The 26,209-nt window shown below is 73.3% G+C and carries 24 protein-coding genes; 18 read left to right on the plus strand and 6 right to left on the minus strand.

Features of this window, described 5'->3' with window-relative positions; all coding sequences use genetic code 11:
- Positions 1–40 precede the first annotated feature (40 nt).
- From ACFTXQ_RS12255 to ACFTXQ_RS12275, 5 genes are all read left to right on the plus strand, one after another.
- Positions 41–2,269, plus strand: coding sequence for a molybdopterin cofactor-binding domain-containing protein (locus tag ACFTXQ_RS12255; RefSeq protein WP_382639068.1), 2,229 nt, complete (start codon positions 41–43; stop codon positions 2,267–2,269).
- Between the two features lie 21 nt (positions 2,270–2,290).
- On the plus strand, positions 2,291–2,746 hold the full coding sequence (locus ACFTXQ_RS12260; protein WP_382639071.1) for a (2Fe-2S)-binding protein: 456 nt from the start codon (positions 2,291–2,293) through the stop codon (positions 2,744–2,746).
- 181 nt (positions 2,747–2,927) lie between these two features.
- Positions 2,928–4,352, plus strand: a complete 1,425-nt coding sequence (locus tag ACFTXQ_RS12265; RefSeq protein ID WP_382639074.1) for a helix-turn-helix domain-containing protein — start codon at positions 2,928–2,930, stop codon at positions 4,350–4,352.
- A 51-nt stretch (positions 4,353–4,403) separates the two neighbouring features.
- Positions 4,404–6,323 (plus strand): APC family permease, encoded by a 1,920-nt coding sequence (locus ACFTXQ_RS12270; RefSeq protein ID WP_382639077.1) that lies wholly within the window; start codon positions 4,404–4,406, stop codon positions 6,321–6,323.
- Positions 6,324–6,475: 152 nt separating this feature from the next.
- A complete protein-coding gene (locus tag ACFTXQ_RS12275) occupies positions 6,476–7,039 on the plus strand; it encodes a TetR/AcrR family transcriptional regulator (RefSeq protein WP_382639080.1) in 564 nt (187 codons plus the stop codon).
- 15 nt (positions 7,040–7,054) lie between these two features.
- Here ACFTXQ_RS12275 and ACFTXQ_RS12280 read toward each other — a convergent pair whose 3' ends face one another.
- The gene (locus ACFTXQ_RS12280) at positions 7,055–8,359 is read right to left on the minus strand and encodes a M48 family metallopeptidase (protein ID WP_382639083.1); all 1,305 of its coding nucleotides are present in this window, start codon (positions 8,357–8,359) and stop codon (positions 7,055–7,057) included.
- A 187-nt stretch (positions 8,360–8,546) separates the two neighbouring features.
- Between ACFTXQ_RS12280 and ACFTXQ_RS12285 the strand changes: the two genes are divergently transcribed.
- From ACFTXQ_RS12285 to ACFTXQ_RS12315, 7 genes are all read left to right on the plus strand, one after another.
- Positions 8,547–8,789 (plus strand): helix-turn-helix domain-containing protein, encoded by a 243-nt coding sequence (locus ACFTXQ_RS12285; protein WP_382639086.1) that lies wholly within the window; start codon positions 8,547–8,549, stop codon positions 8,787–8,789.
- A 160-nt stretch (positions 8,790–8,949) separates the two neighbouring features.
- The gene (locus ACFTXQ_RS12290; protein ID WP_382639089.1) at positions 8,950–9,354 is read left to right on the plus strand and encodes a hypothetical protein; all 405 of its coding nucleotides are present in this window, start codon (positions 8,950–8,952) and stop codon (positions 9,352–9,354) included.
- Entirely contained in the window at positions 9,351–10,148 is a 798-nt protein-coding gene (locus tag ACFTXQ_RS12295) for a transcriptional regulator (protein WP_382639092.1), read from the plus strand. Before ACFTXQ_RS12290 ends, ACFTXQ_RS12295 begins: the two co-directional genes overlap by 4 nt.
- Positions 10,149–10,219: 71 nt before the next feature.
- On the plus strand, positions 10,220–10,639 hold the full coding sequence (locus ACFTXQ_RS12300) for a roadblock/LC7 domain-containing protein (protein WP_382639095.1): 420 nt from the start codon (positions 10,220–10,222) through the stop codon (positions 10,637–10,639).
- Positions 10,640–10,703: 64 nt separating this feature from the next.
- Positions 10,704–11,078: a hypothetical protein gene (locus ACFTXQ_RS12305; protein ID WP_382639097.1), complete on the plus strand. Its 375-nt coding sequence runs from the start codon at positions 10,704–10,706 to the stop codon at positions 11,076–11,078.
- A 164-nt stretch (positions 11,079–11,242) separates the two neighbouring features.
- On the plus strand, positions 11,243–14,821 hold the full coding sequence (locus ACFTXQ_RS12310; RefSeq protein ID WP_382639100.1) for a CDP-glycerol glycerophosphotransferase family protein: 3,579 nt from the start codon (positions 11,243–11,245) through the stop codon (positions 14,819–14,821).
- A 125-nt stretch (positions 14,822–14,946) separates the two neighbouring features.
- A complete protein-coding gene (locus ACFTXQ_RS12315; RefSeq protein WP_382639103.1) occupies positions 14,947–15,435 on the plus strand; it encodes a VOC family protein in 489 nt (162 codons plus the stop codon).
- Here ACFTXQ_RS12315 and ACFTXQ_RS12320 read toward each other — a convergent pair.
- A complete protein-coding gene (locus ACFTXQ_RS12320) occupies positions 15,432–16,172 on the minus strand; it encodes an NAD-dependent deacetylase (RefSeq protein ID WP_382639106.1) in 741 nt (246 codons plus the stop codon). The two genes, ACFTXQ_RS12315 and ACFTXQ_RS12320, sit on opposite strands and share 4 nt — an antisense overlap.
- Before the next feature lie 299 nt (positions 16,173–16,471).
- Here ACFTXQ_RS12320 and ACFTXQ_RS12325 point away from each other — a divergent pair, with 299 nt between their 5' ends.
- On the plus strand, positions 16,472–16,915 hold the full coding sequence (locus ACFTXQ_RS12325; protein ID WP_382639109.1) for a hypothetical protein: 444 nt from the start codon (positions 16,472–16,474) through the stop codon (positions 16,913–16,915).
- Positions 16,916–17,030: 115 nt separating this feature from the next.
- Positions 17,031–17,879 carry a GNAT family N-acetyltransferase gene (locus ACFTXQ_RS12330; RefSeq protein WP_382639112.1) on the plus strand — a complete coding sequence of 283 codons (849 nt, stop codon included), beginning with the start codon at positions 17,031–17,033 and terminating at the stop codon, positions 17,877–17,879.
- Between the two features lie 87 nt (positions 17,880–17,966).
- On the opposite strand, the gene ACFTXQ_RS12335 is transcribed toward ACFTXQ_RS12330, so the two are convergent.
- Positions 17,967–18,410, minus strand: a complete 444-nt coding sequence (locus ACFTXQ_RS12335; RefSeq protein ID WP_382639114.1) for a subtilase-type protease inhibitor — start codon at positions 18,408–18,410, stop codon at positions 17,967–17,969.
- Positions 18,411–18,704: 294 nt separating this feature from the next.
- On the opposite strand from ACFTXQ_RS12335, the gene ACFTXQ_RS12340 reads away from it, so the two are divergent.
- Positions 18,705–19,697, plus strand: a complete 993-nt coding sequence (locus ACFTXQ_RS12340) for a GlxA family transcriptional regulator (protein WP_382639117.1) — start codon at positions 18,705–18,707, stop codon at positions 19,695–19,697.
- A gap of 92 nt (positions 19,698–19,789) precedes the next feature.
- A complete protein-coding gene (locus tag ACFTXQ_RS12345) occupies positions 19,790–20,413 on the plus strand; it encodes a cysteine hydrolase family protein (protein WP_382639120.1) in 624 nt (207 codons plus the stop codon).
- Positions 20,414–20,646: 233 nt separating this feature from the next.
- Here the strand turns inward: ACFTXQ_RS12345 and ACFTXQ_RS12350 are convergent, their stop codons facing one another.
- Positions 20,647–21,105: a Crp/Fnr family transcriptional regulator gene (locus tag ACFTXQ_RS12350; protein WP_382639123.1), complete on the minus strand. Its 459-nt coding sequence runs from the start codon at positions 21,103–21,105 to the stop codon at positions 20,647–20,649.
- A 171-nt stretch (positions 21,106–21,276) separates the two neighbouring features.
- Positions 21,277–21,579 (minus strand): hypothetical protein, encoded by a 303-nt coding sequence (locus ACFTXQ_RS12355; RefSeq protein WP_382639126.1) that lies wholly within the window; start codon positions 21,577–21,579, stop codon positions 21,277–21,279.
- Positions 21,580–21,883: 304 nt separating this feature from the next.
- Between ACFTXQ_RS12355 and ACFTXQ_RS12360 the strand changes: the two genes are divergently transcribed.
- Complete coding sequence (locus ACFTXQ_RS12360; protein WP_382639128.1) at positions 21,884–24,628, plus strand: DNRLRE domain-containing protein; 2,745 nt, start codon at positions 21,884–21,886, stop codon at positions 24,626–24,628.
- Between the two features lie 26 nt (positions 24,629–24,654).
- Here the strand turns inward: ACFTXQ_RS12360 and ACFTXQ_RS12365 are convergent, their stop codons facing one another.
- Positions 24,655–25,074 (minus strand): DUF3224 domain-containing protein, encoded by a 420-nt coding sequence (locus ACFTXQ_RS12365; RefSeq protein ID WP_382639131.1) that lies wholly within the window; start codon positions 25,072–25,074, stop codon positions 24,655–24,657.
- 103 nt (positions 25,075–25,177) lie between these two features.
- On the opposite strand from ACFTXQ_RS12365, the gene ACFTXQ_RS12370 reads away from it, so the two are divergent.
- Positions 25,178–26,158, plus strand: coding sequence for a helix-turn-helix transcriptional regulator (locus tag ACFTXQ_RS12370; protein ID WP_382639134.1), 981 nt, complete (start codon positions 25,178–25,180; stop codon positions 26,156–26,158).
- Positions 26,159–26,209: the final 51 nt, after the last annotated feature.

Genomic DNA, 26,209 nt, shown 5'->3' on the forward strand with positions numbered 1-26,209 from the left:
CGCACGAGAGCGGGCCCGCGCAGGGTGGGGACACGAAGACATGACCGGGCAGCACCACCCGGAGGGGCACAGCCGCCGCTCCTTCCTCACCTACCTCGTCGCGGCGCCGACCCTCGCCCTCGTCACCCGAGCCGGCACCGACGTGCTGGCGCCGCAGCCCGCCCACGCCGTGGTGCCGACACTGCCCGCCATCGCCGACGTGATCGACCTCGGGGACCTGTTCATCCTGGCCGGCGCGCCCACCTCGGCCCTGCTCGCCCTCGCCGTCGAGGCGGACGGCACCATCCGCTTCCGGCTGCCGCGCGAGGAGGTCGGCCAGGGCCTCACCACCGCCGTGGCCATGCTGGTCGCGGAGGAACTCGACGCGCCACTGGCCCGCGTACGGGTGGAGCTGGACGACGCGCGGCCCGAACTGCTCTTCAACCAGCTCACCGGATCCTCCAACTCCATCCGCTCCCTCTACGGGCCCGTACGCCAGTGCGCCGCCACCGCCCGGGCCCGCCTCGTCGCGGCCGCCGCGGCCCGCTGGGGCCTCGCCCCGGCCGTGCTGGCCACCGCGAACGGCGCCGTCCGCGCCCCCGACGGCCGCACCGCCGACTACGGCGGCCTCGCCGCGGCCGCCGCCGACCCGGGCCTCGTCGTCCTAGGCGCCGCCCCCAAGAAGACGGCCAAGCACACCCTCGTGGGCAAGCCGACCGGCCGCGTGGACGCCCGCGCCATGGTCACCGGCGCCCAGCGCTACACCCTCGACCTCGACGTGCCCGGCGCCAAGCCCTGCGTGGTGCGCCGACCGCCCACCCTCGGCGGCAGCGTCCGCACCGTCGCCAACCTCGCCGCCGTCAGGGCCATGCCGGGCGTCCTGCACGTGGTGACCGTCCCGACCGGGGTCGCCGTCGTCGCCGAGACCTTCGGCCAGGCCCTCGACGCCAAGGCCGCCCTCCAGGTCACCTGGGGCCCCGGTCCCGCGGACCAGCTCTCCGACGCGCAGATCCGCACGAAGCTGCGCGCCGCCACCCCGCCGCTGCTCGTGCCGCCGCTGCTGACCCCGTACGTCGACGCCGAGTTCGACTTCGCCTTCGTCAGCCACGCCCCGATGGAAACCAACTCCGCCATAGCCGACGTACGGGACGACCGCGCCGAGATCTGGTCCGGCCTCAAGTCCCCGATCGTCGCCCGCGAGACCATCGCCGCCGACCTCGGCCTGCCGCTGGACAAGGTGAAGGTGCACGTGGTCCAGGCCGGCGGCTCCTTCGGCCGGCGCCTCTTCTTCGACGCCGCCCTGGAGGCCGCCCGGATCTCCAAGGCCTGCCGCCGCCCGGTCCGCCTGATGTGGACCCGCGTCGACGACACCCGGCACGGCCGCATGCGCCCCGCCACCCACCACAGGATCCGGGCCACCCATCTCCTCGGCGAGGTGCTCAGCTTCGAGCACCGGGTCGCCGCCGCCGAGACGGACTTCCGGCACGGCCTCGGCGAGATCATCACCGCCACCGCGGCGCACCTGCCGCTCGGCATCGGCAACGCGACGCTCGCCCAGACCCTGTTCCTGACCACGGTGAAGTCCCCGTACCACTTCGGCCTGACCACCCAGGCCCTCACGGAGGTGCCCACCGGCATCCCCACCGGCTCCTGGCGCTCGGTGTACTCCGCCAACACGCGCGGCGCCGAGGAGATCGTGGTCGACGAACTCGCCGCCGCGACCGGCAAGGACCCGTACCGCTTCCGGCGCACCTTCCTGAAGACCGACGCCCAGCGCGCCGTCCTCGACAAGGCGGCGCAGGAAGGGGAGTGGGGGCGGCCGATGCCGCCCGGGTGCGCGCAGGGCATCGCCTTCCACGAGGAGTACAAGTCCCGCACCGCGTGCCTGGTCGAGATCGACACCCGCGATCCGGAGCACGTCCGCGTCACCAAGGCCGTCATCGCCGTGGACGTGGGCCTGCCGGTCAACCCGCGCGGGCTGGAGGCACAGATGATCGGCGGCCTCACCGACGCCATCTCCACCACCCTGCGCGCGGGCATCCACATCGACAAGGGGCTACCGCTGGAGGGCAGTTACAGCCAGTTCCACTGGGCGAAGCAGCGGGACACGCCGCGCGACCTCCGGGTCTTCGTCCTGCCGGCCACCGGCGAGGAGCCCGGCGGCGCGGGCGAGCTCGGCGTCCCGGCGGCGGTCGGCGCGATCGCCAACGCCTGGGCCCGGGCCACCGGTTCCAAACCCCGCAGCTTCCCGCTCGACTTCGACGTCGACTTCACCCCCTACCCCCGATAACCCCGGATCCAGGAGTACGCCGTGCCCTCGCACACCTTCACCGTCAACGGGCAGAGCGTCACCGTGGACGCGCCCGACGACCTGCCCCTGCTGTGGGTGCTCCGCGACATGCTCGGGGTCCGCGGCCCCAAGTACGGCTGCGGCGTCGACGTCTGCAAGGCCTGCACCAGCCACCTCGACGGCTCCGACATCCGGCCGTGCGTGGTGCCCGTCTCCGCCTGCGCGGGCAGGTCGGTGACCACCATCGAGGGGCTGGCGGACGGGGACGACCTGCACCCGGTCCAGGAGGCCTGGCTCGAACAGGACGTCGCCCAGTGCGGTTTCTGCCAGCCCGGTCAGATCATGGCGGCCGTCGCCCTGCTGAAGCGGACGAGCGAGCCCACGGACGAGGACATCGACGCCATCGCCAACATCTGCCGCTGCGGAACCTACTTCCGCATCCGCGAGGCCATCCGCAGCGCGGCGGCGAGAATGTAGGGGGCGAACGGCGGCGGATCCCGGTGCTTCCCCCGTGCCCAGCGACTGGGCCGCGCCGGGATCGGCCGCTCGTGGGCAAATCTATGCGGGTGCGCGCCCGCCCGCAGGGTTCGCTCCGCCCAGTGACGGGCCGAGACCGGTTTCACAGCGCACAGTGTGCGGCCGGTGGTTGAATGCGGCGGTGTCCCGGTCCGACGACGTCCTCAAGGTCCACCGGCTCGCCCACACCGGCGGGTCGGCCGCGCTGCTGGAGTGGCTCGCCGCCCGGCTGGGCGGATGGACCGGCGTGGTGGACGCGGAGGAGGAGCGGGGGCCGGAACAGGCCGTACGGGGCGCCGCCGAGATGCGGGCCCGCGGCGTACGGTCGGCCGTGCTGCAGGGCGGCGGCCCGGCCACCCTGCTGTTCGCGCTCGACGGCCGGCGCACACTGGCCGCCGTGCTGCCGACCCCGCACCACCCGGGGGCGGCCGCCCTGCTCGCGGACGCCGCCGTGCCGCTCGCCCTCGTACTGCGGGCGGAGGAGGCCGTACGGCGCGAGGAGCGGGCCGCTCTCGCGGAGGCGCGGGCCCGCGAGGCGGTGCTGCACCTGCTGATGAACGGGCGGACGTCCACCGCGCACCAGATCGCCGAGGCGCTCGGCCCGTCGCTGCCCGAGCCGATGCGGATGTACGTCGTCGAGTGCCGGGCCGGGCAGCGCGCCGAAGTGTCCCGGCTGTGCGAGGAGCTGACGGGCGGCCGGGCCTGGATCGTGCGCTGCCCGGTCTACGTACGCCACCTCATCGTGCTCGTACCGGCGGGCGCGGCGGACGCGCCGGGCGACCACGACCCGCTGGCCGGGGCGCTGGCCGGGGTGGCCCCCGACTGCACGGTCGGGGTCAGCGGGCAGATGCGCCTGCGGGAGGCGCCGGCCGCCTATACGCAGGCCTTCCACGCGCTGGCCGTGGCCCGGGGCCGCGCCGAACGCCACGCCCGGTTCGGGCCCGGCCCCGAGCTGGAGCTCGCCGCACACGGGGCGGGCGCCGGCTGGGCGCGGGCGCTCCTGGCGCCGCTGCACGCGTACGAGCCGCGGCGCCCGCAGGATCCCGGCGGGCAGGGGCTGCGGGCGACCGCGCACGCCTGGCTGAACTTCACCTCGTACGCGACAAGGCTGCTGAAGGTCCACCGCAACACCCTGGCCGCCCGGCTCCGGCTGGTCGAGTCCGTACTGGACCTGGACCTGACGCGCCTCGGCGACCAGGCGGCCCTGTCCCTCGCCCTGCGCCTGACCCCGGGCGGCGGCGCGGCTCGGAACGCCGATGCCCCGGGCCGGGGCCTCCCGCACCTCGACGCCGTCCTGAGCGATCCCCGCCTGACCGCCTGGGCCCGCGCCCACCTGCGCCCGCTGAGCGGACCCGGTGCCCCGCCGGGCGCCCGCGAGACCGTCCGCACCTGGCTGGCCCACGACGCCCAACTCGCCCCGGCCGCCGCGGCGCTCGGCATCTCCGTCCCCGGCGCCCGCAAGCGGCTGACCCGCGTCGAAGCGCTGCTGGAACGCTCCCTGCTCCAGTCCCCGAGCGCCCGCCACGACCTGTGGCTCGCCCACCGGGCCGAGGAGCTCGCCGGGTGACACAGCGCCAAAAAGGGGCGAATGGGGTAGATGGTGCACGATCATGCCCCAATGAGGCGTATCAATGTGAAACGCGTGCTGGTCGGTGAAGCCCTCGACACCGCGCGCCTGGGCGAGACCCTGCTGCCCAAGCGGCTCGCGCTGCCGATCTTCTGCAGCGACCCGCTCTCCTCGGTGGCCTACGCCACCGAGGAGATCCTGCTGATCCTCGCCCTCGGCGGCGTCGCGCTGCTCCACCTCACCTGGTACGCGGCCGCCGCGATCGTCTTCCTGCTGGTGGTGGTCGTCGCCTCGTACCGGCAGACCTGCCACGCCTACCCGGGCGGCGGCGGCGCGTACGTGGTCAGCTCCGAGAACCTCGGTCCCACCGCCGCTCTCACCGCCGCCAGCGCGCTGCTCATCGACTACGTGATGACCGTCGCGGTCTCCGTCGTCTCCGGAGTCGCCGCCATCACCTCCGCCATCCCCTCGCTGAGCGACCACGAAGTGGCCATGTCGGTGGGGTTCGTGGTGCTGCTGACCCTGATGAACCTGCGCGGTGTCCGCGAGTCGGGCCGCGTCTTCGCCATCCCCACCTACGGCTTCGTCCTGGTCATCTACCTCATGTTCGCCTTCGCCGCGGTACGGCTGGCCACCGGCGAGACCATCCGCGCCGAATCCGCCCACCTGCCGATCACCGCGGCCGGCACCTACACCGGCCTCGCCGTCGTCCTCCTCGCGATGCGCGCCTTCGCCTCCGGCTGTACCGCGCTCACCGGCGTCGAGGCGATCAGCAACGGCGTCCCCGCCTTCCAGAAGCCCAAGGCCAAGAACGCGGCGACCACGCTCGCCGCGATGGGCGTGCTCTCCGTGACCATGTTCATGGGCATCACCGCTCTCGCCATGGCGTACAAGGTGCACGTCGCGGCCGACCCCACCGAACTGGGCCTGGCCCCCGGCACCCCGATGTCCACCGCGCTCGCCCAGATCGGCCGCGCCACCTTCGGGAGCTGGCACTTCCTCTTCTACCTGCTCCAGGCCGTCACCGCCGGCGTGCTGGTCCTCGCCGCCAACACCGCCTTCAACGGCTTCCCGATGCTCGCCTCGATCCTGGCCAAGGACCGCTACGCGCCCCGCCAGCTCTTCAACCGCGGAGACCGGCTCGTCTACTCCAACGGCGTTGTCCTGCTGGCCCTGACCGCCATCGCCCTCATCGTCGCCTTCGACGCCGAACTGACCCGCCTCATCCAGCTCTACATCATCGGCGTCTTCGTCTCCTTCACCCTCTCCCAGGCCGGCATGGTCCACCACTGGCGCAAAGAGCTCGCCTCGCCGGCCACCCCGCGGGAGGAGCGCGTGCACATCCACCGCCGGCTCGCCATCAACGCCGTCGGCGCCACCCTGACCGCCCTGGTGCTGGTCATCGTCCTCATCACCAAGTTCACGCACGGGGCCTGGCTGGTCGTCATCGCCATGCCGCTGCTGTTCCTCGGGATGAAGGGGGTGCGCCGCCACTACGACCAGGTGGCCCGGCAGGTCGCCGTCGACCCCCGTGCCAAACCGCGCAGGCCCGCCCGCCACGAGGTCCTGGTCCTCGTCTCCTCCGTGCACGCCCCGACGCTCAAGGCCATCGGCTACGCGCAGGCCCTGCGCCCGGACACGCTGACGGCGGTCACCGTCGCGGCGGACGAGGAGGAAGGGGCCCGGCTGCGCGAGGAGTGGGCCGAGCACGACCCGGGCCTCCCGCTGAAGATCCTGCACTCGCCGTACCGGGAGGTGGTGGGCCCGATCCTCGCCCACATCCAGGAACTGGCCGCGGACAGCTCGACGGACGTGCTGTCGGTGGTGATCCCGGAGTACGTGGTGGGCCACTGGTGGGAGCAGCCCCTGCACAACCAGAACGCGCTGCGGCTGAAGGCGCGGCTGCTGTTCACGCCGGGGGTGGCGGTGATCGACGTGCCGTACCTGCTGGAGTCGGCGGGCCGTGAGTAGCGGGCCCGGCAGCCTGATGCGGGGGACGGCACCTCGGCGAGGACCGGACCCACCGCATCCGCTACGGTGAGCGAAGCACTGCACCTGTAGTACTCACCGGCCATGGCCCCCAGGTGATGAGCCGCCCACCTCCACTCCCCAGGGACCCGCCCATGCGCCAGAACCCGCAGCGCCGCGCCGCGCTCCTCGACGCCGCGATCGAAGTCCTGGCGCGCGAGGGCTCACGCGGCCTGACCCTGCGCGCGGTGGACGCGGAGGCGGGCGTCCCGACGGGCACCGCCTCCAACTACTTCGCCAACCGGGCCCAGCTGCTCGTCCAGATCCTGCACCGCACCCGGGAGCGGCTGACCCCCGACCCCGCCGACCTGACCGGCCCGCTGGACACCAAGGTGCTCCTCGGCCGGCTCCTGGAGCGCATGCGCCGCGAGCGCAGCGTGCACATCGCGATGCTGGAACTCCGCCTGGAAGGCACCCGCCGCCCCGAACTCCAGGCGGAGCTGGCCGGCTTCCAGCGCGCGGAACTCGACGCGAACGTCGCCTGGCACCTGGACGCGGGCCTGCCGGGCGACCCCCAGGGCGTGGTGCTGCTCTACCTCGCGATGCTGGGCCTGATCGTGGACGACCTGACGGCTCCCACCATGCTGGACGGCTACCCGGAGCAGGCCCTCATCGCCGCCATGGTCGAGCGCCTCCTCCCGCACCACCCCACGAGCTGACGCCGCGGCCGCCGCTCAGCCGGCCATCTCGCGGATCACCCGGCGGGCCAGGACGGTGCGCGCCGGAGCCAGTTCCGCTGCGATCGCGGCTGTCCTGGAGTCCTCGCAGACGACCTGCGCCGGGTGCGGTTCGCCCGCGGCGGCGACGCGGCGGCGCAGGTGGGTCGGCGGGTGGGTGCTGTCCACATGGTGCCCCCGCCGGGCGGCGACCCGGCGCAGCCGCTCGTACTCCCGCTCGGGCACGGCGCCGGCATGCCGGGCGAGCCGTTCCCACAGACCCTGCTCCGCGCGGTCGCGCGCCTCGCGCCCGGCGCGCCCGCCCCGCACCTGCGCCGCCACCGACTCCCGGCGCAGTTCCGCCTCCATCGCGCGCAGGATCAGGAGCCGGTCCAGCAGACCGACGGCCGCCGCCGTGGATCCGGCACGGACCGCGCTCGCGTCGGCCAGGTACTCGGCCCGCTGCGAAGCGCGCAGGGTGAGCCGGTCGAGCAGCAGGAGCAGTCCGTACGCGGCCCAACGGGGCACGAAGGTCGCCGCGTTCACGAACCGGTCCTGCAACCGCCGTGCGGGCGTCGGCGCGAGCACGTGGAGCCAGACCGACAAGGAGTGCAGCGCCCCGTGCGTGAGCCGCGAGCGCCGGAGGTCGCCGTGGGCGAAGTGGCCCAGCTCGTGTCCGAGGAGCGCCACGCGCTCCTGCGGCGGCAGGATCTCCCACAGTCCGAGCCCCAGGAGCAGCATCCGCCGCTGTCGCAGCCCGTAAACGGTCACGGCCGCACCGGCGTTCGGCTCGACCACCACGGCGTCCACCCCGGTGGTCCCGATCGAGGCCCCGACCTCGTCGATCAACTCGAACAGCCGCGGCGCGTCCGCCCGGTACAGCACCGGCGCGTCCTTCGGCAGCCGCATCGGCCTCGGCCGCAGCACCGACGCGATACCGAGCAGCAGGAAGCCGATCACCGGCTGCACCCCGGTCTCCCAGCCCAGGACGATCAACAGCACCCCGGCCAGCACCAGGAGCGCGGTCACCCCGTGCACGAGCAGGGACACGGCGCAGGCCAGCACGGTCGCCGTGCCCCGCACCGGAGCCGCCCCGCCGTCCGCCGCGCGTTCCATCTCGGCCGCCAGCTCATCCCCGTACTGCTGGGCGAGGCGCCGCCGTGCGGCCGCGATCCGCCCGGGCTGCGGGTCCGGCGCGCCCGGGTCCACGTTCCAGTCGCAGGCCGCGCACCACTCGGCGTACCGCTCGTCGACGGGCACGGCGCCCCCGCACTCCGGGCACTCCCGCGTCGCCGAGGCGGCCACCTCACTGCTGATCTCCACGATCCCCTCCTGCCGCGATCCTCATGGATCCGCGGTCGGGGCAGGATAGGCGGCGGCCCCGTATCCGGGGCGGTCGGGGCGGGTGCGGTGATCTTATGCTCAGGTTTACGCGAGTCAGCTGGTTTTGCGGCCGGTGAGCGACTTTGATGGGTTTGCCAGGCCTCGTACCGGAGCAGGGGGACTACTCATGGGCAGCGACGACAGCCAGAAGGACAGCACACCCACCCTGATCGGTTCCGTGCAGCGCGCACTGCGCCTCGTGGAAGCGATGTACGCCGAGGGCGGGGCCACCGCCAAGCGGCTCGCCCGGCTCACCGGCATTCCGCTGCCCACCGTCTACCACCTGCTGCGCACCCTGAGCCACGAGGGCTACGTCCAGCGCGAGGGCGGGTCGTTCCGGCTCGCGGACGATCTTCCGCTCGCTTCGTGATCAAAAGTCGACGGGTTCCGGCCACGCAGCCGCGTGGTTCCGCGCATGTTCCAGCGGAAAATGCCAGAACCCCCTTCCGCACTGTGGAAGTTGAGTAAGTTCCCTCCTGTCGCGCCGTACGACCGTGCACCCAGCACGTCCGGCCGGGAGGGGAGCCCGCGTGCCCGGGATCGACGAATGCCTGCTCGAAGCCATGGCCCTGCCTGGTGCGCGGGGGGCCGCGCTGGTCGACTGGAGCAGCGGGCTGGCCCTCGGCACCGCCGGGGACTCGCCCGTCGGGGACCACGAGACCACCGCCGCCGAGACCGCCGAGCTGGCCCGGGCGGCCGCCGAGTACGAATCCTTCGCCCCGGCGGACGACGCCCCCTTACGGGGTGACGCCGCCGGCCCGCCCGTCGAGGACCTGATCGTCACCACCCGCACCGGCTACCACGTGCTCCGCTTCGTCGAGACGAGCTTCGACAGCAGCGTCTTCCTGCACCTCTGGCTCGACCGCGCCGACGGCAACCTCGCCCTCGCCCGCCACAAACTCCGGGCCCTCGCCGAGGGGCTGGTACTCAGATGACCGACCCCGCCACGGCCCGCGGCGCGACCGCCTCCGCCGCCGTCTCCCCCCTCCTCACCCGGCTCGCCGCCGAACGCGCCACCGGCGCCCTGCTGCGCGACCGGGGCACCCTCTTCCTCGAGGACGGCCGCATCGTGCACGCCGAGAGCCCGGCCACCCCCGGCCTCGACGTCCTGCTCACCACCGGCGGCGCCCTCGCCCCCGAACGCTGGCGCGAGGCCGTGGACCGGGCCGGCGCCCGCCGCCAGGTGGCCCGCTTCCTCGTGGACAGCGGCGGCCTCGCCGGCGGCGAGCTGGAGATCTGCCACCTCGCCGCGATCTTCGACGCCGCCTTCTTCGCCCTGTCCCCGGGCAGCGGCCCCTCCCGTTTCCGCCGCGGCGCCACCCACTGGATCGGCTCCGTCCGTTCCGTCCCGGCCGCCGCTGTGGAACGCGAGACCCGCCGCCGCCGGGAGCTGCTCGACGCGGTCTGGCCGTACCCGCAGCTCGACACCGCGCCGGTGGTGCCGCGGCCCGCCGCGCCGGGCCAGACGGTCACCGCCCGGCAGCGGATCCTGCTGGGCCGGGCCGACGGCGTCCGCACCCCGGCGGACCTCGCGTGGACCCTGGGCCGCCCCGCCTTCCACACGCTGCTCGACGTACGGCGCCTCGCGGCGGCCGGACTGGTCGAGACCCCGCACGCCCCGGCCCCGCCGCCGGCCGCGGAACCCCTGCCCGACTGGATGACCCAGACCCAATCACCGGACGTGGCGCTGCTCCGCCGCTTACGCGACGCACTGGAGGCAAGCCTGTGAGGCTCCCGCTGCGACCGGCCCTGCGCGCCGACCGCTCCGAGCGGAGGCAGCCCGAAAGGAGAAAGGCCGACATGAGCACGGTGCCCGCCGAGGCGGAGGCCGAGATACTCGCCGAGCTCCGCAGGCTGCGGGCCCGGGTACCCCAGCTCACCGGCGCCCTCGCCGCCAGCGCCGACGGCCTGGTGCTCGCCCAGGACAGTGCCGCCTCCGAAGCCGAGACCGTCGCCGCCCTGACCGCGGCCGCCCTCGGGGTCGCCCAGCGGCTGAGCGACAGCACCGGCCAGGGCGGATTCCGGGAGCTGCTGGTGCGCGGCGAAAACGGATACGTCGCCACCTACGCCGCGGGCGAGGCGGCCGTCCTCACGCTGACCGCCGAGCCGCGCGTGAACGTGGGGCGCCTCCACCTGGAGGCCCGGCGCTCCAGCCTGCGCATAGCCGAGCTCATCGACCACACCCTCGGGCGGCGGGGCGCCGACGTCCCGCCCGCCTGAACCCCGTACAGCCAACCCGGCAGGACCGAACCGAAAACAGGACCGGAAGAAAGAGGAACCCCTCATGGCAAACGTCGAGACCGCCCTCAAGGAAGCCACCACCACGATCGACGGCGCGATCGGTGCCGCCCTGGTCGACTACGGCAGTGGCATGGCCCTCGGAACCATCGGCGGCGGCAAGGACCTCGACCTCACCGTCGCGGCCGCCGGGAACACGGACGTGGTGCGCGCCAAGGTCCGCACGATGGAGATGCTCGGCCTCAAGGACGAGATCGAGGACATCCTGATCACCCTCGGCGGCCAGTACCACCTGATCCGTCTGCTGAGGGGCCGGGGCGCCTCGGGATTCTTCCTCTACCTGGCCCTCGACAAGCAGCGGGCCAACCTCGCGATGGCGCGCCACCAGTTGAAGAAGATCGAAGCCGAGCTGGAGGTCTGACCGGGGATCGTCGAGGTGGCGGGCGGCTTAATTCTTTGCCGTCCGCCTCGGCGATGAGCTCTGGTATGTCCGGAATGAGGGGAGTTCATGATTCTGCTACAGAGTAAGATGCTGTGAGTAGCTGATCATCGATAAAGCATAAAACGCTGGAGAACCCGCCACCCATGCCACCGCGCCTGAGCATCGTCGTCCCCGTCTACAACGTCGAGCTCTACCTCGACGAGTGCCTGGAATCCATCGCCGCTCAGACCTTCGACGACTTCGAGGTCATCCTCGTGGACGACGGGTCCACGGACACCAGCGCCGTCATCGCCAAGGCGTTCGCCGCGCGGGACAAGCGCTTCCGGGTGGTGATGCAGGAGAACGCCGGCCTCGGCGCCGCCCGCAACGTGGGCGCCCGGCACGCCCACCCGGACAGCGAGTACCTGGCCTTTGTCGACAGCGACGACACCATGCCGGACTACGCGTACGAGCGGCTCATCGGCGCGCTCGACGAGACCGGCTCGGACTTCGCCGGCGGCAACGTGAAGCGCTTCCGCTCCGTCGGCATGCAGCAGTCCTGGGGACACCGGGCGGCCTTCGCCAAGACGCAGCTGAAGACCCACATCTCCAAGTTCCCGGCGCTGGTCACCGACCGCACCGCGTGGAACAAGGTCTACCGGCGCACCTTCTGGGACGAGCACGGCTTCCAGTACCCCGAGGGCATCCTCTACGAGGACGCCCCGGTCAGCATCCCGGCGCACTACTTCGCCTCCAGCGTCGACATCATCAGCGACTGCGTCTACCACTGGCGCGTGCGCGAGACCGGCGAGCGCTCCATCACCCAGCGCTCCACCGACCCGGTCTCCCTCATCGACCGCGTCACCTCCGTACGCCTGGTCCGCGAGTCCCTCAAGGCCAAGCAGGGCGCCAAGTACACCCGCTACCTGCGCGACTACGACTACAACGTGCTGAGCGAGGAGCTCCCGCTCATCTACAAGTACGTCGGCGAGGGCGGCCCCGAGTTCCGCGCCGCGTTCGTCAAGGAGGTCGGCGGCCTCATCCGGGAGATCGGCACCGGCCCCTGGTCGGACCTGACCGTCGCCGACCGCCTCAAGGCGTACCTGGCCGGCGAAGGCCGCGTCGAGGACTTCATCGCCCTCCAGCACCACCAGCGCGACTACCACTACAGCGTGCCGGTCAAGGGGCTCGCCCGCCCGCAGGCGGACTACCCCTTCCTCCAGGGCCGCCCGCCGGTCCCCGCCAAGATCCTCACCCTCGGTCCGCGCGAGCGCCGCGTCGTCAGCCGCCTGGAGCAGGCGGCCTGGGCCGACGGCAAGCTGCTCCTGCGCGGCTACGCGCTCCCCGGCCACCTCGGCGCCGAGAGCCGCCTCGGCTCCCGCAAGATGCTCGTCTTCCGCGAGGGCGGCAAGCGCCGCCGCTCGGTCGTCGGCACCCGTACGGTCGCCTCCCCGATGGCCACCGTGAAGTCCCCGCACCTCGCCCTGCGGCACGCCGACTGGGCCGGCTTCACCGCCGTCGTCGACCCCTCGATCTTCCAGTCGGGCGGCAAGTGGCACGAGGGGATATGGACCACCTCCATCGCCGTCACCGGCGCCGGCGGCCTGCACCGCGCCCGCCTCAGGGGCGGTGAGCACGACACCGGCCAGAACCCGCCCCCGCACTGGGTGGCCCCGGACGTCCGGATCGTGCCCACCGTCGCAGGATCCCTCACCATCCAGGTGGAGCTCGTCCGCGCCCGCGCCCTGGACGTGCGGCCCGCCGGCGACGACGCCGTCGAGATCACCGGTGAGCTCTCCGCCGAGATCGCAGGCGCCGCCTCCCTCCAGGCCGTCCACGTCACCACCGGCACCCTGGTCGGCATCCCGCTGGAGACCGGCACGGCCACCGCCGGGCGGATCCCCTTCACCGCCCGCGTCCCGCTGGCCGAGCTGGCCGCCGTACCGGACGCTCCCTGCGAGCCCGGCGAGTGGACCCCGGAGCCCTGGAGCCTGTCCGTGATCGGCGCGGACGGCACCGAGCACCGCCTCGTCCACGACGAGCGCGCCGGGTTCGAAGGCCTCGTCGTGCGCCTGCCCGGCGAGGACGCCGGCCGCACCCTCTTCGCCAAGCGCGGCAACACCGGACACCTGACCCTCTCCGTCCAGCCTTCGCCGCCGCTGATCGACTCCGTCGACACCGAGGACGGCACCGTGACCCTGCGGGGCCGGTTCGTCGCTCCCACCGACGAGCCGTACGAGCTCGTGCTGCACAACGTGCACGGCGTGGAGTTCAGCTACCCCGTCACCCGCGACGGCGACACCTTCGAGGCCGCCTTCGCGCCGGTGCTTCCCGAGGCCTACGCCGGCAGGACCACGCTCCCCGAGGGCCGCTGGTGGCCCACGCTGCGCCCGGCCGCCCAGGGCGGAACCACCGCCGGCCTGCTCGGCGTCGACCGAGGCGCCCCCGTGCAGATGGGCCCCGGCCTCCTCTTCTCGGGGCCGCACAACGTCACCGTCCAGGGCCGCCGGATGCGCGTCGAGACCCGCTTCCACGACCGCATGGCCCTGGTCGCCGACCCGCTGCTCAGCCCGCACGACCGTTCCAACTACGCCCAGCGCGTCGCCCGCTTCGAGACCTACCCGGCGCAGCGCGCCCTGCCGGTCAAGGACATGGTCGTCTACGACACCTTCCAGGGGAACGGCGCCGGGGACTCCCCCCGGGCCATCCACGAGGAGCTGGTGCGCCGCGGCGAGAAGCTGGAGCACATCTGGCTGGTCAACGACGGCCGCGCCGAGGTCCCGGCGACCGCACGCGCCGTGCAGTACGGCAGCGTGGAGTCCTGGGACGTGCTGGCCCGCGCCCGCTACTTCGTGACCAACGACAACGTGCCCCGGCGCTTCGACCGCCGGACCGGGCAGGTCGTCGTCCAGACGTGGCACGGCACGCCGGTCAAGCAGATCGGCCACGACTTCGTGCACGACTACTACACGAGCCCCGAGATCCTGGAGGGCCTGGCGCACGACAGCGCCCAGTGGTCCCTCCTCGCCTCCCCGAGCTCGTACGCCACGCCCCTCCTCAAGCGCGCCCTCGGGTACGACGGCGAGGTCATCGAGGCGGGCAGCCCGCGTACGGACGCCCTCGTACGGCCCGACGCGCAGCGCGTCGCCGAGGTCCGGCGGCGGCTCGGCATCCCCGAGGGCAAGAAGGTCGTCCTCTACATGCCGACGTGGCGCGAGAACTGCGAAGGCTGGTCCGGGGGCTACAAGCTCGACCTGCGGATCGACCTGGACGCGGCGCGCCGGGAGCTCGGCGAGGACCACGTCCTGCTGGTCCGCGGCCACCACCACGTGGGCGAGCAGGTCCGCGAGGGCGTCCGCGACGGCTTCGTCGTCGACGTGTCCCGCTGGCCCGACGCGGCGGACCTGCTGCTCGTCGCCGACGTGCTGATCTCGGACTACTCCTCCGCGCTCTTCGACTTCGCGCTGACGGACCGGCCGATCCTGCTCTTCACGTACGACCTGGAGCACTACAAGGGCACCCTGCGCGGCTTCAACTTCGACCTCGAGGCGAAGGCGCCCGGCCCGATGCTGTCGGACTCGGCGAGCCTGATCGAGGCGGTGCGCAACGCCGACGCCCTCGGCGAGCAGTACGCGCAGGCACGCGCGGCCTGGCGCGAGGAGTTCTGCGACCTGGACGACGGCCACGCCACCGAGCGCGTCGTCGACCGCATGCTGGAGCTGGGAGCAGGCCCCGCGAAGTAGCCCGTACGGGCGAAATCCCGGCTGAAAGCGGACCGGCCCCGGGCCCACCGATGAATTTCGGGCCCGGGGCCGGTCTGTATGTGAGGAACGGTGACCACCGTCCCCACACCGGCCAGGAGGCAGAGATGAGCGGCAACGGTTTCACCACGTGTCTGTGGTTCGACGGCAACGCGGAAGAGGCCGCCCACCACTACGTGTCCGTCTTCAAGGACGGCAGGATCGGCCGGATCGGCCGCTACACGGATGCGGGGCCCGGGCGGGCGGGCTCGGTGATGATCGTCGAGTTCGAGATCAACGGCCAGAAGTTCACCGGCCTCAACGGCGGACCGCAGTTCCCCTTCACCGAGGCGGTCTCCTTCCAGATCCACTGCGCCGACGAACCCGAGGCGGACTACTACTACGACGCGCTGACCAGGGACGGCGGCCAGGAGTCCGCCTGCGGCTGGGTCAAGGACAAGTTCGGGCTGTCCTGGCAGGTCATCCCGCCCGGGGCCATCGATCTGGTCAGCGACCCGGACCCGGAGCGGGCCGCGCGCGCCACCGCCGCCATGATGAAGATGAAGAAGCTGGACGTGGCGGAGATGCGGCGCGCCGCCGACGGGTTCTCCGGCTAGAGCGCCTCCGGCTGCGCGGCGATCCCGGCCAGGAGCGCCGGCAGGGCGGTCCCGATCGGCTCGCGGACGACCTCGTCGGCGAGGGAGTCGTACGGGGTCTCCTCCGCGTTCACGATGATCAGCCGGGCCCCGGCCTCCGCGGCCATCCCGGCCAGGGAGGCCGCGGGCTGCACCTGGAGGGTGGAGCCGACGGCGATGAAGACCTGGCAGCCCTTGGCCACGGCCATCGCCTGCCCCAGCACCACGGGGTCGAGCCGCTCGCCGAACATCACCGTCGCCGCCTTCAGGATCCCGCCGCACGCCAGGCAGGCGGGATCCGGCTCCCCGGCGGCGACCCGGGCCAGGGCCTCGTCCATGGCGGAGCGGGCGTGGCAGGCGGTGCACACCACCGACCTCGCGCTGCCGTGCAGCTCGAACACCTTGCGCGCGGGCATCCCGGCGAGCTGGTGCAGCCCGTCCACGTTCTGCGTGATGACCCGGACCGGGGTGCCGCCGCGCTCCAGTTCGGCCACGGCGAGGTGCGCGGTGTTGGGCCGGGCCCCGAGGGCGCCGAGCTCGGCCCGCATGAGCCAGGACCGGCGGCGGATCTCCGGATCCGCCATGTAGTACGCGTAGGTCACGAGCTTCTCGGCGTCGGGTTCCCGACGCCAGAGCCCCTGCGGCCCCCGGTAGTCCGGAATCCCCGAATCGGTGGACATTCCTGCCCCACTGAACACTGCGACGAGCGGCTTTCCCATGATCCGACCGTACGCACCGGAGCACTCCGTCCGCGAACGAATTCCGGCGCTCCGCGGCCGGCGGCCCCTGCGGGCGCGGCGGGCCGGTCTTCCGGTCTCGCCCCGAACCGCTCCTTCACTCGTTCGGTCCCGCGGGTCACGATCGTCTTCCGCCGGTCACACCACGAGGGGCGGGTGCCGGTGGGACCGGGTCCGGGCGGCGGCGGAGGGTCGTTTCTGCGGTGAATCCCGACCCCCACAGGAGTGAGATCCGCCCGCCCGCCCTCCCGAGGGGCCGGGTGGGCGGGTACAAAACGGACATGAAGCTCATGACGTACCGCCTCGGCGCCCTGCTCCTGACCCTGCTCGCCGGGCCAGCCCCGCTGTCCGTCGCCGCCGCACATGCCGCCCCGGCCCCCGCCCGTGCCCCCGTGGCCCCGCAGCCGCACGACGCCACCAAGATCAGTACCTTCCTCACCGGTTTCTACGGCCATCACGGCCCGACCGACTACGACCGGGCGAACCGGGTCTCGCAGCTGCTCAAGGACAGGCAGCTGGAAAGAGCGGACGCCGACGTCCTCCTCTGCTCCCGGAACGCACCGCAGGACATCTCCATCGGCCCGGTCACCGTCGCCCCCGCGGCCGGGGTCGGCTGGGCCACCGTGACCACCACCTGGGATTCCGGCACCACAGACACCTTCACCGCGTACGTGCGCCTCGACTCCCAGCCCATCCACCTGGACGACGTGATCTGCGCGGGCTGACGCCCCGCGGGGCGCGTGCCGTCGGCGGAGCTCCATCGCGGCCCATCCGTACGGGTCTTGACGGCTGATCAGGCGCTGCTGTGGGGCTCCCGCCCCGTCTGGTACAACACGGGGCATGACGGGATTCGAGATCACCGGCGCGAGCGCCGCCGACATGGAACTGATCCGCGGCTGGGCCGACGAGGAGGGCTGGAACCCCGGGGACTCGGACCGGTTCGCCTTCGCGGTCGCCGACCCGGAGGGCTTCCTCGTCGGCCGGCTCGACGGTGAACCGGTGGCCAGCATCTCCGCCGTCCGCTACGGCGCGGGCTTCGGCTTCATCGGCTTCTACATCGCCCGCCCCGCCGTCCGCGGCCAGGGTTACGGCATCCGGCTGTGGCACGCCGGGATGGACCGGCTCCACGGGCGGCTGATCGGCCTGGACGGGGTCGTCGACCAGCAGGACAACTACCGCAAGTCCGGATTCCGTTCGGCCTGGAACAACATCCGCCACGAGGGAGTGCCGCGCGGCGGGGACGCGGCCGCCGAGGACTTCGAGGTGGTGGACGCGGCGACCCTGCCCTTCGGGCAACTCGCCGCCTATGACCGGCGGTTCTTCCCCGCCGCGCGGGACGCCTTCCTCTCCGCCTGGACGGCGCTGCCCGGCCGGACGGCGCTGGCCGCGGTCCGCGACGGCCGGATCGAGGGGCTCGGCGTCATCCGCCCGTGCAGCGGCGCCTCCCGGATCGGCCCGCTCTACGCCGCCACCCCCGGCGTGGCGGCCGGCCTGCTGCGGCGGCTCGCCGAGCACGCACCGGACGGACTGGTCTCGGTGGATGCGCCGGATGCCAACCCGGACGCCGTCGGGCTGTTCACCGGCCTCGGCCTCGCCCCCACGTTCGAGGCCGCCCGGATGTACACGGGGCCGGCCCCCGAGGTGGAACTGGCCGGGATCTACGGGGTCACCAGCCTCGAACTCGGCTGACGGGGCCGGGAGTCCGTCCCGGCCCCGGCGGGCCGCCGGGCGGCGGTCGGCGCGCCGCCCGGCCCGCTCCGTTCGCCGGACGGGGCGTCAGAAGCCGAACAGCGCGCCCGCGGTGTGCCGCAGACCGCACGGGTTGGCGAAGGTGTACGAGTAGTTCAGCCGGCGGCCCTGCCACACGCCGTCGGCCGTCACCGTCATCGGGTTCCACTCCCTGGTACACGCGGTTCCGGCACCGGGCGCCGCGACGGCGTCCAGCTCCGCCGCGTTCGCCCGTAAGTCGGCACAGGCGGCGGCCGGGTTCGGGTGCGTACCGCCCGGCGTCGGCGCGCACACCAGCGTCACGGCGCGCATCACCGTGCCCGCGTCGGCGTCGTCACCGGCGCTCACGCTGAGCACGAGCGCGGAGGGCGCGTAGAGGCTGGAGGCCCCGGACGGCGCGGCTCCGGCCGTTCCCGGCCAGGCCAGCGCGGTGAGCGCGGTGAGCGCCATGGCGGCGGAACCGAGCCCGAGACCCTTTGCGATGGACCGCATTGCGAACACTCCTCTGGGTTGGTGTTTCGGATAGCGGACAGAGTCTTGCCGACACGAGCCGTGAACGCCCGTTCGCACCACCGTTTTTCGTCACCGATCGTGTACGGATGAGCGCAGACCGCAGCGGGCCGGGGGCCTCTGACCAGTGGGGGAGCGGGCCGCCGAATCGGCCGAACACCGACCGGGAGACGTGCGCGAAACCTTTGCGGAGGGCCTACGGGCGCGGCCGGCGTGTCCGAATGTGACAGGGAATCGTCATTGCGGCCATGGGGCGTGGCCGTGGAAGATCGGTTCATGCCCACTTCGCACCGAGTCGTCATCGCGGTCTTCCCCGATGTCGACCTCCTCGACGTCACCGGCCCTGCCGAGGTCTTCTCGCTGGCCAACCGGGAGACCGCGGGCCGCGCCGGCTACGAGGTCCGCCTCGCCGGGCCGGTCGCCGGAGCGGTCCGTACGTCGGCGGGTGTACGGCTCCTCACCGACCTGGCCTTCGACGAGGTCGGCGGGGAGGTGGACACCCTGCTGGTGCCGGGCGCGGTCGACATCACCGATGACGGCCCGGTCGCCCGCATCGACGACACCGTCGTGGCGTGGGTGAAGGAGACCGCGCCGCACGCCCGGCGGGTCGCCTCGGTGTGCGTGGGCGCGCACCTGCTGGCCGCGGCCGGCCTGCTGGACGGGAAGACGGCCACCACCCACTGGTCGACCGCCGCACAGCTCGCCGCCGACCACCCGCAGGTCACCGTCGACCCGGACCCGATCTTCGTCCGGACCGACCGCGGCCGGGTGTGGACCGGGGCCGGGATCAGCGCCTGTCTGGACCTGGCCCTGGCCCTGGTCGCCGAGGACCTCGGCGAGCAGACGGCCCTCTCCGTCGCCCGGCAGCTGGTGATGTACCTCAAGCGGCAGGGCGGCCAGAGCCAGTTCTCCGTCCCGCTCAGCCGCCCGGCCGCCGAGCGCCGGGACATCGACGAGCTGCGGCTGTGGATCGCCGAAAACCTCGACGAGGACCTCTCCGCGCCGGCCCTGGCCGCACGGATGTGCCTCAGCGAACGGCACTTCGCCCGCGTCTTCACCCAGGAGACGGGCACCAGCCCCGCCGCCTACGTGGAGGCGGCCCGCATCGAGGTGGCGCGGCGCCTGCTGGAGACCACCGACGGCCGGCTCGACCGGATCGCGGCCGCCGCGGGCCTCGGTTCCGCGGAGACCCTGCACCGGGCGTTCCGCCGGCAGCTGGCCACCACCCCGGCGGCCTACCGCCGCCGGTTCCGCACCCAGGCCGGCTGACCGGCCGCACAGCACCCCCGACCACCCTTTTCCCCCGGCACGAGCGAGGCGGACGGCTTCGCCCTGCCCTTTTCACCGATGAGAGGCATCCGATGAGCACGAACACCGCGTCCAAGACCCTGCGCGACGTGAGCGGACAGGACAACGAGCCGCCGCGGCTCGCCGACTCCGCCCTGATCCTGATCGACTTCCAGAACACCTACCGCACCGGCGTCATGGCCCTGGAGGGCGCCGAGGAGGCCCTCGCCGCCGGCGCCCGCCTGCTGGAGCGTGCCCGCGCCGCGGGCACCCCGGTGATCCACGTCATGCACGGCGGCGGCGAGAACACCCCGTACGACATCCGCGCCCACATCGGCTCCATCAGCGACGAGGTCGCGCCGGCGGAGGGCGAGCCGGTCGTGGTCAAGCAGGTCCCGAATTCCTTCCACGGCACCGAGCTGGAGAAGACCCTGGCCGACCTGGGCTTCGCACCGGGCAGCGGCAAGGACCTGGTACTGGCCGGGTTCATGACGCACATGTGCGTCACCTTCACCGCGGAGGGCGCCTTCCACCGCGGCTACCGGCCCACGGTCGTCGCCGAGGCCACCGCCACCCGCGCCCTGGCCGCCCCGGACGGCACGGTCGTGCCCGCCTCCGCGCTCCGGGCCGCCGCCCTGACCACCATCACCGACGTGTTCGGCCTCGTGGTTCCGACGGTGGAGGCCCTGCGCGCCTGACGGGGGTAGGCACGCAAGGCCGGCGGGCGGGGGCCCGGCCGGGCGAACCGGCCCACCCCCCCCCCGCCCCGGGCCGGGCAACCCCCGCCCCGTTGACCGGGCGCGCCACCGCTCCCGGGGGGGGGGGCCCCCCCCCCCCCCCCCCCCCCCCCCGCCGCGGGGGGGGGGGCGCCCCGGGGGGGGGGGGGGCCGCCCGGCGACCGGCCCCCCCCCCCCCCCGCCGCGGTACGGGGCTAGCCCGCCGAGGCGCGCGGGGCGTACAGCTCCAGGAGCCGGGTACGGGTCTGCTGGAGCCGCAGGGCGAGCACCCGGCCGACCCAGTGGCCGATCGCCGATCCGAAGGCGGGATCGGCGTCCATCAGCATCCGCACGCCCGCACCGTCGAACTCGTACGCACGCACCGGTGTCATCGCCTCGGCGCCCAGCTGCCACACGTAGGGCGGGAACAACCACGACCAGCCCACCAGCTCACCGGGGCCGAGGTTCTCCACCGGCGCGGGCCTGCGGCCGGGCACGGGGATCTCGAGGGTCACCGTGCCGGAGCGCACGATCCAGAAGGACTCCGCCTGGGTGCCTTCGTCGAAGATGCGGGCGCCCTCCGCGAAATTGACCTCGCGGGCCTGGGACATCAGCCGTCCCCGGTGCTCGGTGGACAGCATGGCAGCGATTCGTACGGGGGAAGGTGTGCTCACGACGGCCTCCGATCAGCCCCCCACGACGCGACTGCTATCCCCAGTGTCGCCGACGGCGCCGGATACCGGCCGGGGTCGGGCGGCGGTTGTTCCGGATCGGCCCGATCCGGCCCAGTGCCGGGCCCGCACGCGCCCCACCAGGCACGTTCCACCTCGTACGCCCCGCCCCGCCTAGTCCTCGGCGTTCGCCTCCAGGCAGGCCAGCTCCATCGCGTCCAGCACCGCCTCGTGGCTGCGCCCGCTCAGCTCGGCGACGTTCTCGATCTGGGCCGTGGCCCAGGCGGCGAGGGTCATCACCAGCACCCGGAGCCCGTCCGTGCCGTGGTCGGCCAGGATCGCGTCGGCGACGACCATGGCGTCCTCGGGCACCTGCTCGGGCGGCTCCAGACCCGCGAGACCACGCAGCATGGTGAGGGTGCGGCGGGAGATCTCCGGCGTCATCCTCGCCAGCCGCATGTCCTCTTCCTCGTCCATCAGTCCCACCCCTCCGGTGCCGTGCTCCCCGTCACCCCAGGCACGGTAGAGGGGCCCGGCCCCGCGCGGGGCCCGTTTCGCCAGGGTGACCCTGGGTGAACGGATGACGTCGGGGGGTACCGGGGGAGGCCGCCCGGCCCCGACGCGATTTGGCATCCGATGCGTCAAGTGGCGTGAACGGTACGTCGATTCACCCTAGGGTGCGGCCGTACGCATGGCCGCGGACGGCTGTTCGGCGGTTTTCGGCCATCGCCCACCGGGCCGCGCGCCACACGGCCACACCGCACACCGAACTGGGGGGTTCATGCGCAGATCCAAAGGGCTGGTCGCCGCCCTCGCCCTCGCCCTGTCCGTGGCCGGCACCGGCACCGGCGCGGGCATCGGCCTCGGCCTCGTCCCACCGGCGGCGGCCATCACCCCGCCCGTCGCCTTCACCGCCGACGCCCTGCCGACCTGGCAGCCCAACGGGGTCGTCTGGGCCCTCGCCGAAGCGGGCGGCCAGGTCTTCGCCGGCGGCACGTTCTCGGCCGTACGCCCGCCCGCGGGCGGCGCCGGCGGCGAGCAGCCCGCCGTGAACTTCGCGGCGCTCGACGCCGCGACCGGCGCCCCGACCTCCTGCACCCTGTCCTTCACCGTCGGCTCGGGCACCGCCACCGTCCGCGCGCTCACCCTCTCGCCGGACAAGAAGACCCTCTACGCGGGCGGCTACTTCGGAGCCGTCAACGGCACCCCGGTCTCCAGCCTCGCCGCCATCGACGTGGCGAGCTGCACCGTCAAGCCCTCCTTCCGCCCGGCCTTCGCGGCCACCGTCCGCGCCCTCGCCGCCACCGCCGACACCGTCTACGCGGGAGGCGACTTCCTCACCGTGGCCGGCCAGCCGCGTGAGCGCTTCGCCGCCGTCGACGCGGCCGACGGGACGCTGCGGCCCTTCACCGCCGACGCGGACGAGCCCGGGCGCGCCGTCGAGGTCACCCCGGACGGCAACAACGTGGTCCTGGGCGGCGACTTCTTCACCGTCAACGGCACGAACAGCCACGCCCTCGCCGTCGTCAACGCCACCAGCGGAGCCCTCACCAAGGCCTACCCCGGCTTCATCGAGACCAACTCCGTCGTCAAGGACATCGCGACCGACGCGACCGGCTTCTACACCGCCAACGAGGGCACCGGCGGCGGCGTCTTCGACGGCCGCATCGCACTCAACCTGAGCGACCTGGGCCAGCGCTGGCGCGACACCTGCCTCGGCGCCACCCAGGCCGTACTCCCGTACCAGAGCGTGCTCTACAGCGCCTCGCACGCACACGACTGCTCCAGCGTCGGCGAGTTCCCCGACGGGCAGCGCCACCACCTCCTCGCCCAGCCCACCACCGGCACCGGCAAGCTGGGCTGGGCCCCCGACACCAACGACGGCATCGGGGAGGGCATCGGCCCGCGCGTCATGACCGTCGGCTCCAAGGGCGGCGTCCGATACCTGTGGGTCGGTGGCGAGTTCACCACCGTCAACGGTGCGGCGCAGCAGAGCCTGACCCGCTTCGCCTCCACCGGCGACACCGGCGCGCCCACCGTGCCCGTCGCGAGCGCGGCAGCCTTCGCGCCGGGCGAGGCCCAGGTGCGCTGGCGCACCAGCCTCGACCTCGACGACAGCGCGCTGACCTATAGGATCTACCGCAACGGCGCGGCCACGCCGATCGCCACGGTCGCCGCCGACTCGCTGTTCTTCCGGCGTCCGCAGGCCTCGTGGACCGACACCACCGTGACGCCGGGCCAGACGTACACCTACCGGGTGACCGCGACCGACGCGGCGGGCAACACCAGCGCCCTCTCGGGGGCGGCCGGCGTCACGGTTCCGACCTCGGTGGACGCCTACCCGAACCAGGTGCGCGCCGACGGAGCGCAGCAGTACTGGCGCTACGACGAATCCGCCCTGCCCTTCGTCGCCGACTCCTCGGACGGCGGCAACCAGAGCGGCACGCACCTGAACGCCCCCGCCCTGCGCCAGACCCCGGGCGCGGTCTCCGGCGCGAGCACCGCGATCGGCTTCAACGGCGCCGACACCCAGGTGTACGGGGACAAGCGGCAGACGGTGGGCAGCACTTACACCATCGAGACCTGGTTCAGGACGAACACCACCCGGGGCGGCAAGCTCTTCGGCTTCGGCAGCAACCAGGCACGCGGCAGCAACCAGTACGACAAGCACCTCTACATGACCAACGACGGGCGTCTGGTCTACGGCGTCTACACCGGCGCCACCCGCACCATCACCACCCCCGGCTCCTACAACGACAACCAGTGGCACCACGCCGTCGCGACCCAGGGCCCCGGCGGGATGACCCTCTACGTGGACGGCGACCGCAAGGGCACCCTCGCCGTCACCACGCACGAGAACTTCGCGGGCTACTGGCACGCCGGCGGGGACAGCCTCGGCGGCTGGCCCGACCGTCCCACCAGCGAGTACTGGGCGGGGCAGCTGGACGAGACCGCCGTCTACCCGACCGTCCTGAGCGCGGCGCAGGTACAGCACCACCACGCCCTCGCCACCGCCCCGGCCGACTCCGTGGCCGAGGTGACCGCAGCGGAGGACACCTACGCCAACGCGGGCGCGCCCGACGGCAATTTCGGGACCTCGGGATCGCTCGCGGTGCGCGGCACCTCGTTCTACGCGAGCTACCTGCGCTTCGACCTGCCCGCCGCGCCCGCGGGCACGGTACTGAAGTCGGCCGTGCTCTCCGTCAAGACGAGCACCATGAGCGGCGCCGGAACGACGGACACCGTGTCGGTGGTCCCGGTCACCGGGTCCTGGACGGAGGGCGGTACGACGTACAACAACCGTCCCGCACTGGGCGGTCCGGCGCTCGGCAGCTTCGCGGGGATCCCGGACGGCTCGGCGGTCCACACCGCCGGGCTGACCACCCAGACCGTCGCCGCGGCGCTCGGCGGCGCCTACAGCCTGGCGCTGACCAGCGCCGGCACGGACGCCCTGTGGCTGTGGTCCTCGGAGGCCCAGGCCAACGAGGGCACCCCGCGGCTGACGCTGACCTTCGGCGCGCCGTAGCCGCGAGGGAGGCCAGGACCGGTCCCTCAGGCGAGGGCGTACGTGAAGGTGTACGCGACGGAGGTGTCGCCGTGGTGGTAGGTGAACCCTCCGGAGCCGGTCAGTCCGGCCAGGTCCCCGGTGCCCGAGCCGGGGACCACCTCGAAGCGGCAGGTGGTCCCGGTGGCGTCGAAGCCGCCGCGCTCCTCCAGGACGAAGGTGCCCTTGTGGCCGTCGACGCTGCCGGCGAGCAACTCCAGCCCGCAATAGCCCCCGACGTTCTCGCCGGTGTAGGCGATCGCGTACGAGCAGGTCGTCGCGGCCGCCTCGATCCCGCCGGAGAAGGCGTTGGTGACGGTGGCGCGGGCGAGGCGCGGGACGGAGTCCGGGGGGCCCACGGGGTGCTCCTGCCAGTCCGCGAAGGTGAAGCGGCCGGTGGTCTCGACGGTGGTGGTCGGCGTGGTCATGCCCGTCCTCTCAGCGGTCCGGGCGGTCTCCTCCGCCCGGCGTGACCTCCAGGCTGGCAGCCGTACCTGACACCTTCTGTCAGGTACGGCAACAATGGCCGTCATGCGCGCCGACCGTCTCCTCTCCCTGCTCCTGCTGCTGCAGAACCGCGGCCGGATGACCGCGCCCGAGCTCGCCGGGGAACTGGAGGTGTCCCTCCGTACCGTCTACCGGGACGTCGAGGCCCTCGGCGCCGCGGGAGTCCCCGTCCTCGCCGACCGCGGCCCCGCAGGCGGGTACCGGCTGGCGGACGGCTACCGCACCCGCCTCACCGGGCTCACCGACTCCCAGGCCGGCTCCCTCTTCCTCGCCGGCGCCCCCGGACCGGCCCGGGAGCTCGGCCTCGGCGCCGACCTGACGGCCGCCCAGCTCAAACTCCAGGCCGCGCTGCCCGCCGCGCTCGCCGACCGCGCCCGCCGGATCCAGGAGCGCTTCCACCTTGACGCCCCCGCCTGGTTCCGGGACGCCGACCCCGTACCGCACCTCGCGCAGATCGCCCAGGCCGTCTGGGACCAGCGGGTCCTGCACACCCACTACCGCCGCTGGCGGGGCGAGGTGCACCGTGCACTGCATCCGCTCGGCCTCGTCCTCAAGGGCGGCATCTGGTACCTCGTGGCCCGGACCGAGGGGGCGGTGCGGACCTACCGCGTCTCCCGGTTCCTGGCGGTGGACACCGCGGAGGACGGCTTCGAGCGGCCCGCCGACTTCGAACTCGCCGCGCACTGGCGGGAGTCCACCGCACGCCTCGACGCGGCCCTCCACCAGCAGACCGCCGAACTGCGCCTCTCGCCCCGCGGGCAGCAACTGCTGCCGATGCGGTTCGGCGCCGCGGGCGCCCGGGCCCTGGCCGGGGCCGGCCCGGCCGACGCGGACGGCTGGGTGCGGCTGCGCCTCCCGGTCGAATCGGAGGCGGTCGCGGTCGGCGACCTCCTCCGACTGGGCATCGACGCCGAGGTGCTGGGACCGCCCGAACTCCGAGCCGCCCTGGCGGAGACGATCGCGAGCCTGGCGGAGCGGTACGACGTTCGCGTCAAGTTGCCATAGGTGGCTACATATATGAGAATTGATCATATATGCCCACATTGGGAGATGGTT

The sequence above is a fragment of the Streptomyces sp. NPDC057010 genome (assembly GCF_042673805.1).
In the GTDB taxonomy this organism is placed as follows: domain Bacteria; phylum Actinomycetota; class Actinomycetes; order Streptomycetales; family Streptomycetaceae; genus Streptomyces.

Bases quoted from the DNA above. Each gene is read 5' to 3' on its own strand.
- ACFTXQ_RS12255 (WP_382639068.1), top strand. From the start codon at position 41: ATGACCGGGCAGCACCACCCGGAGGGGCACAGCCGCCGCTCCTTCCTC.
- ACFTXQ_RS12270 (WP_382639077.1), top strand. From the start codon at position 4,404: ATGAGGCGTATCAATGTGAAACGCGTGCTGGTCGGTGAAGCCCTCGAC.
- ACFTXQ_RS12275 (WP_382639080.1), top strand. From the start codon at position 6,476: ATGCGCCAGAACCCGCAGCGCCGCGCCGCGCTCCTCGACGCCGCGATC.
- ACFTXQ_RS12285 (WP_382639086.1), top strand. From the start codon at position 8,547: ATGGGCAGCGACGACAGCCAGAAGGACAGCACACCCACCCTGATCGGT.
- ACFTXQ_RS12295 (WP_382639092.1), top strand. From the start codon at position 9,351: ATGACCGACCCCGCCACGGCCCGCGGCGCGACCGCCTCCGCCGCCGTC.
- ACFTXQ_RS12300 (WP_382639095.1), top strand. From the start codon at position 10,220: ATGAGCACGGTGCCCGCCGAGGCGGAGGCCGAGATACTCGCCGAGCTC.
- ACFTXQ_RS12305 (WP_382639097.1), top strand. From the start codon at position 10,704: ATGGCAAACGTCGAGACCGCCCTCAAGGAAGCCACCACCACGATCGAC.
- ACFTXQ_RS12310 (WP_382639100.1), top strand. From the start codon at position 11,243: ATGCCACCGCGCCTGAGCATCGTCGTCCCCGTCTACAACGTCGAGCTC.
- ACFTXQ_RS12315 (WP_382639103.1), top strand. From the start codon at position 14,947: ATGAGCGGCAACGGTTTCACCACGTGTCTGTGGTTCGACGGCAACGCG.
- ACFTXQ_RS12320 (WP_382639106.1), bottom strand. From the start codon at position 16,172: ATGGGAAAGCCGCTCGTCGCAGTGTTCAGTGGGGCAGGAATGTCCACC.
- ACFTXQ_RS12325 (WP_382639109.1), top strand. From the start codon at position 16,472: ATGAAGCTCATGACGTACCGCCTCGGCGCCCTGCTCCTGACCCTGCTC.
- ACFTXQ_RS12330 (WP_382639112.1), top strand. From the start codon at position 17,031: ATGACGGGATTCGAGATCACCGGCGCGAGCGCCGCCGACATGGAACTG.
- ACFTXQ_RS12335 (WP_382639114.1), bottom strand. From the start codon at position 18,410: ATGCGGTCCATCGCAAAGGGTCTCGGGCTCGGTTCCGCCGCCATGGCG.
- ACFTXQ_RS12340 (WP_382639117.1), top strand. From the start codon at position 18,705: ATGCCCACTTCGCACCGAGTCGTCATCGCGGTCTTCCCCGATGTCGAC.
- ACFTXQ_RS12345 (WP_382639120.1), top strand. From the start codon at position 19,790: ATGAGCACGAACACCGCGTCCAAGACCCTGCGCGACGTGAGCGGACAG.
- ACFTXQ_RS12355 (WP_382639126.1), bottom strand. From the start codon at position 21,579: ATGGACGAGGAAGAGGACATGCGGCTGGCGAGGATGACGCCGGAGATC.
- ACFTXQ_RS12360 (WP_382639128.1), top strand. From the start codon at position 21,884: ATGCGCAGATCCAAAGGGCTGGTCGCCGCCCTCGCCCTCGCCCTGTCC.
- ACFTXQ_RS12365 (WP_382639131.1), bottom strand. From the start codon at position 25,074: ATGACCACGCCGACCACCACCGTCGAGACCACCGGCCGCTTCACCTTC.
- ACFTXQ_RS12370 (WP_382639134.1), top strand. From the start codon at position 25,178: ATGCGCGCCGACCGTCTCCTCTCCCTGCTCCTGCTGCTGCAGAACCGC.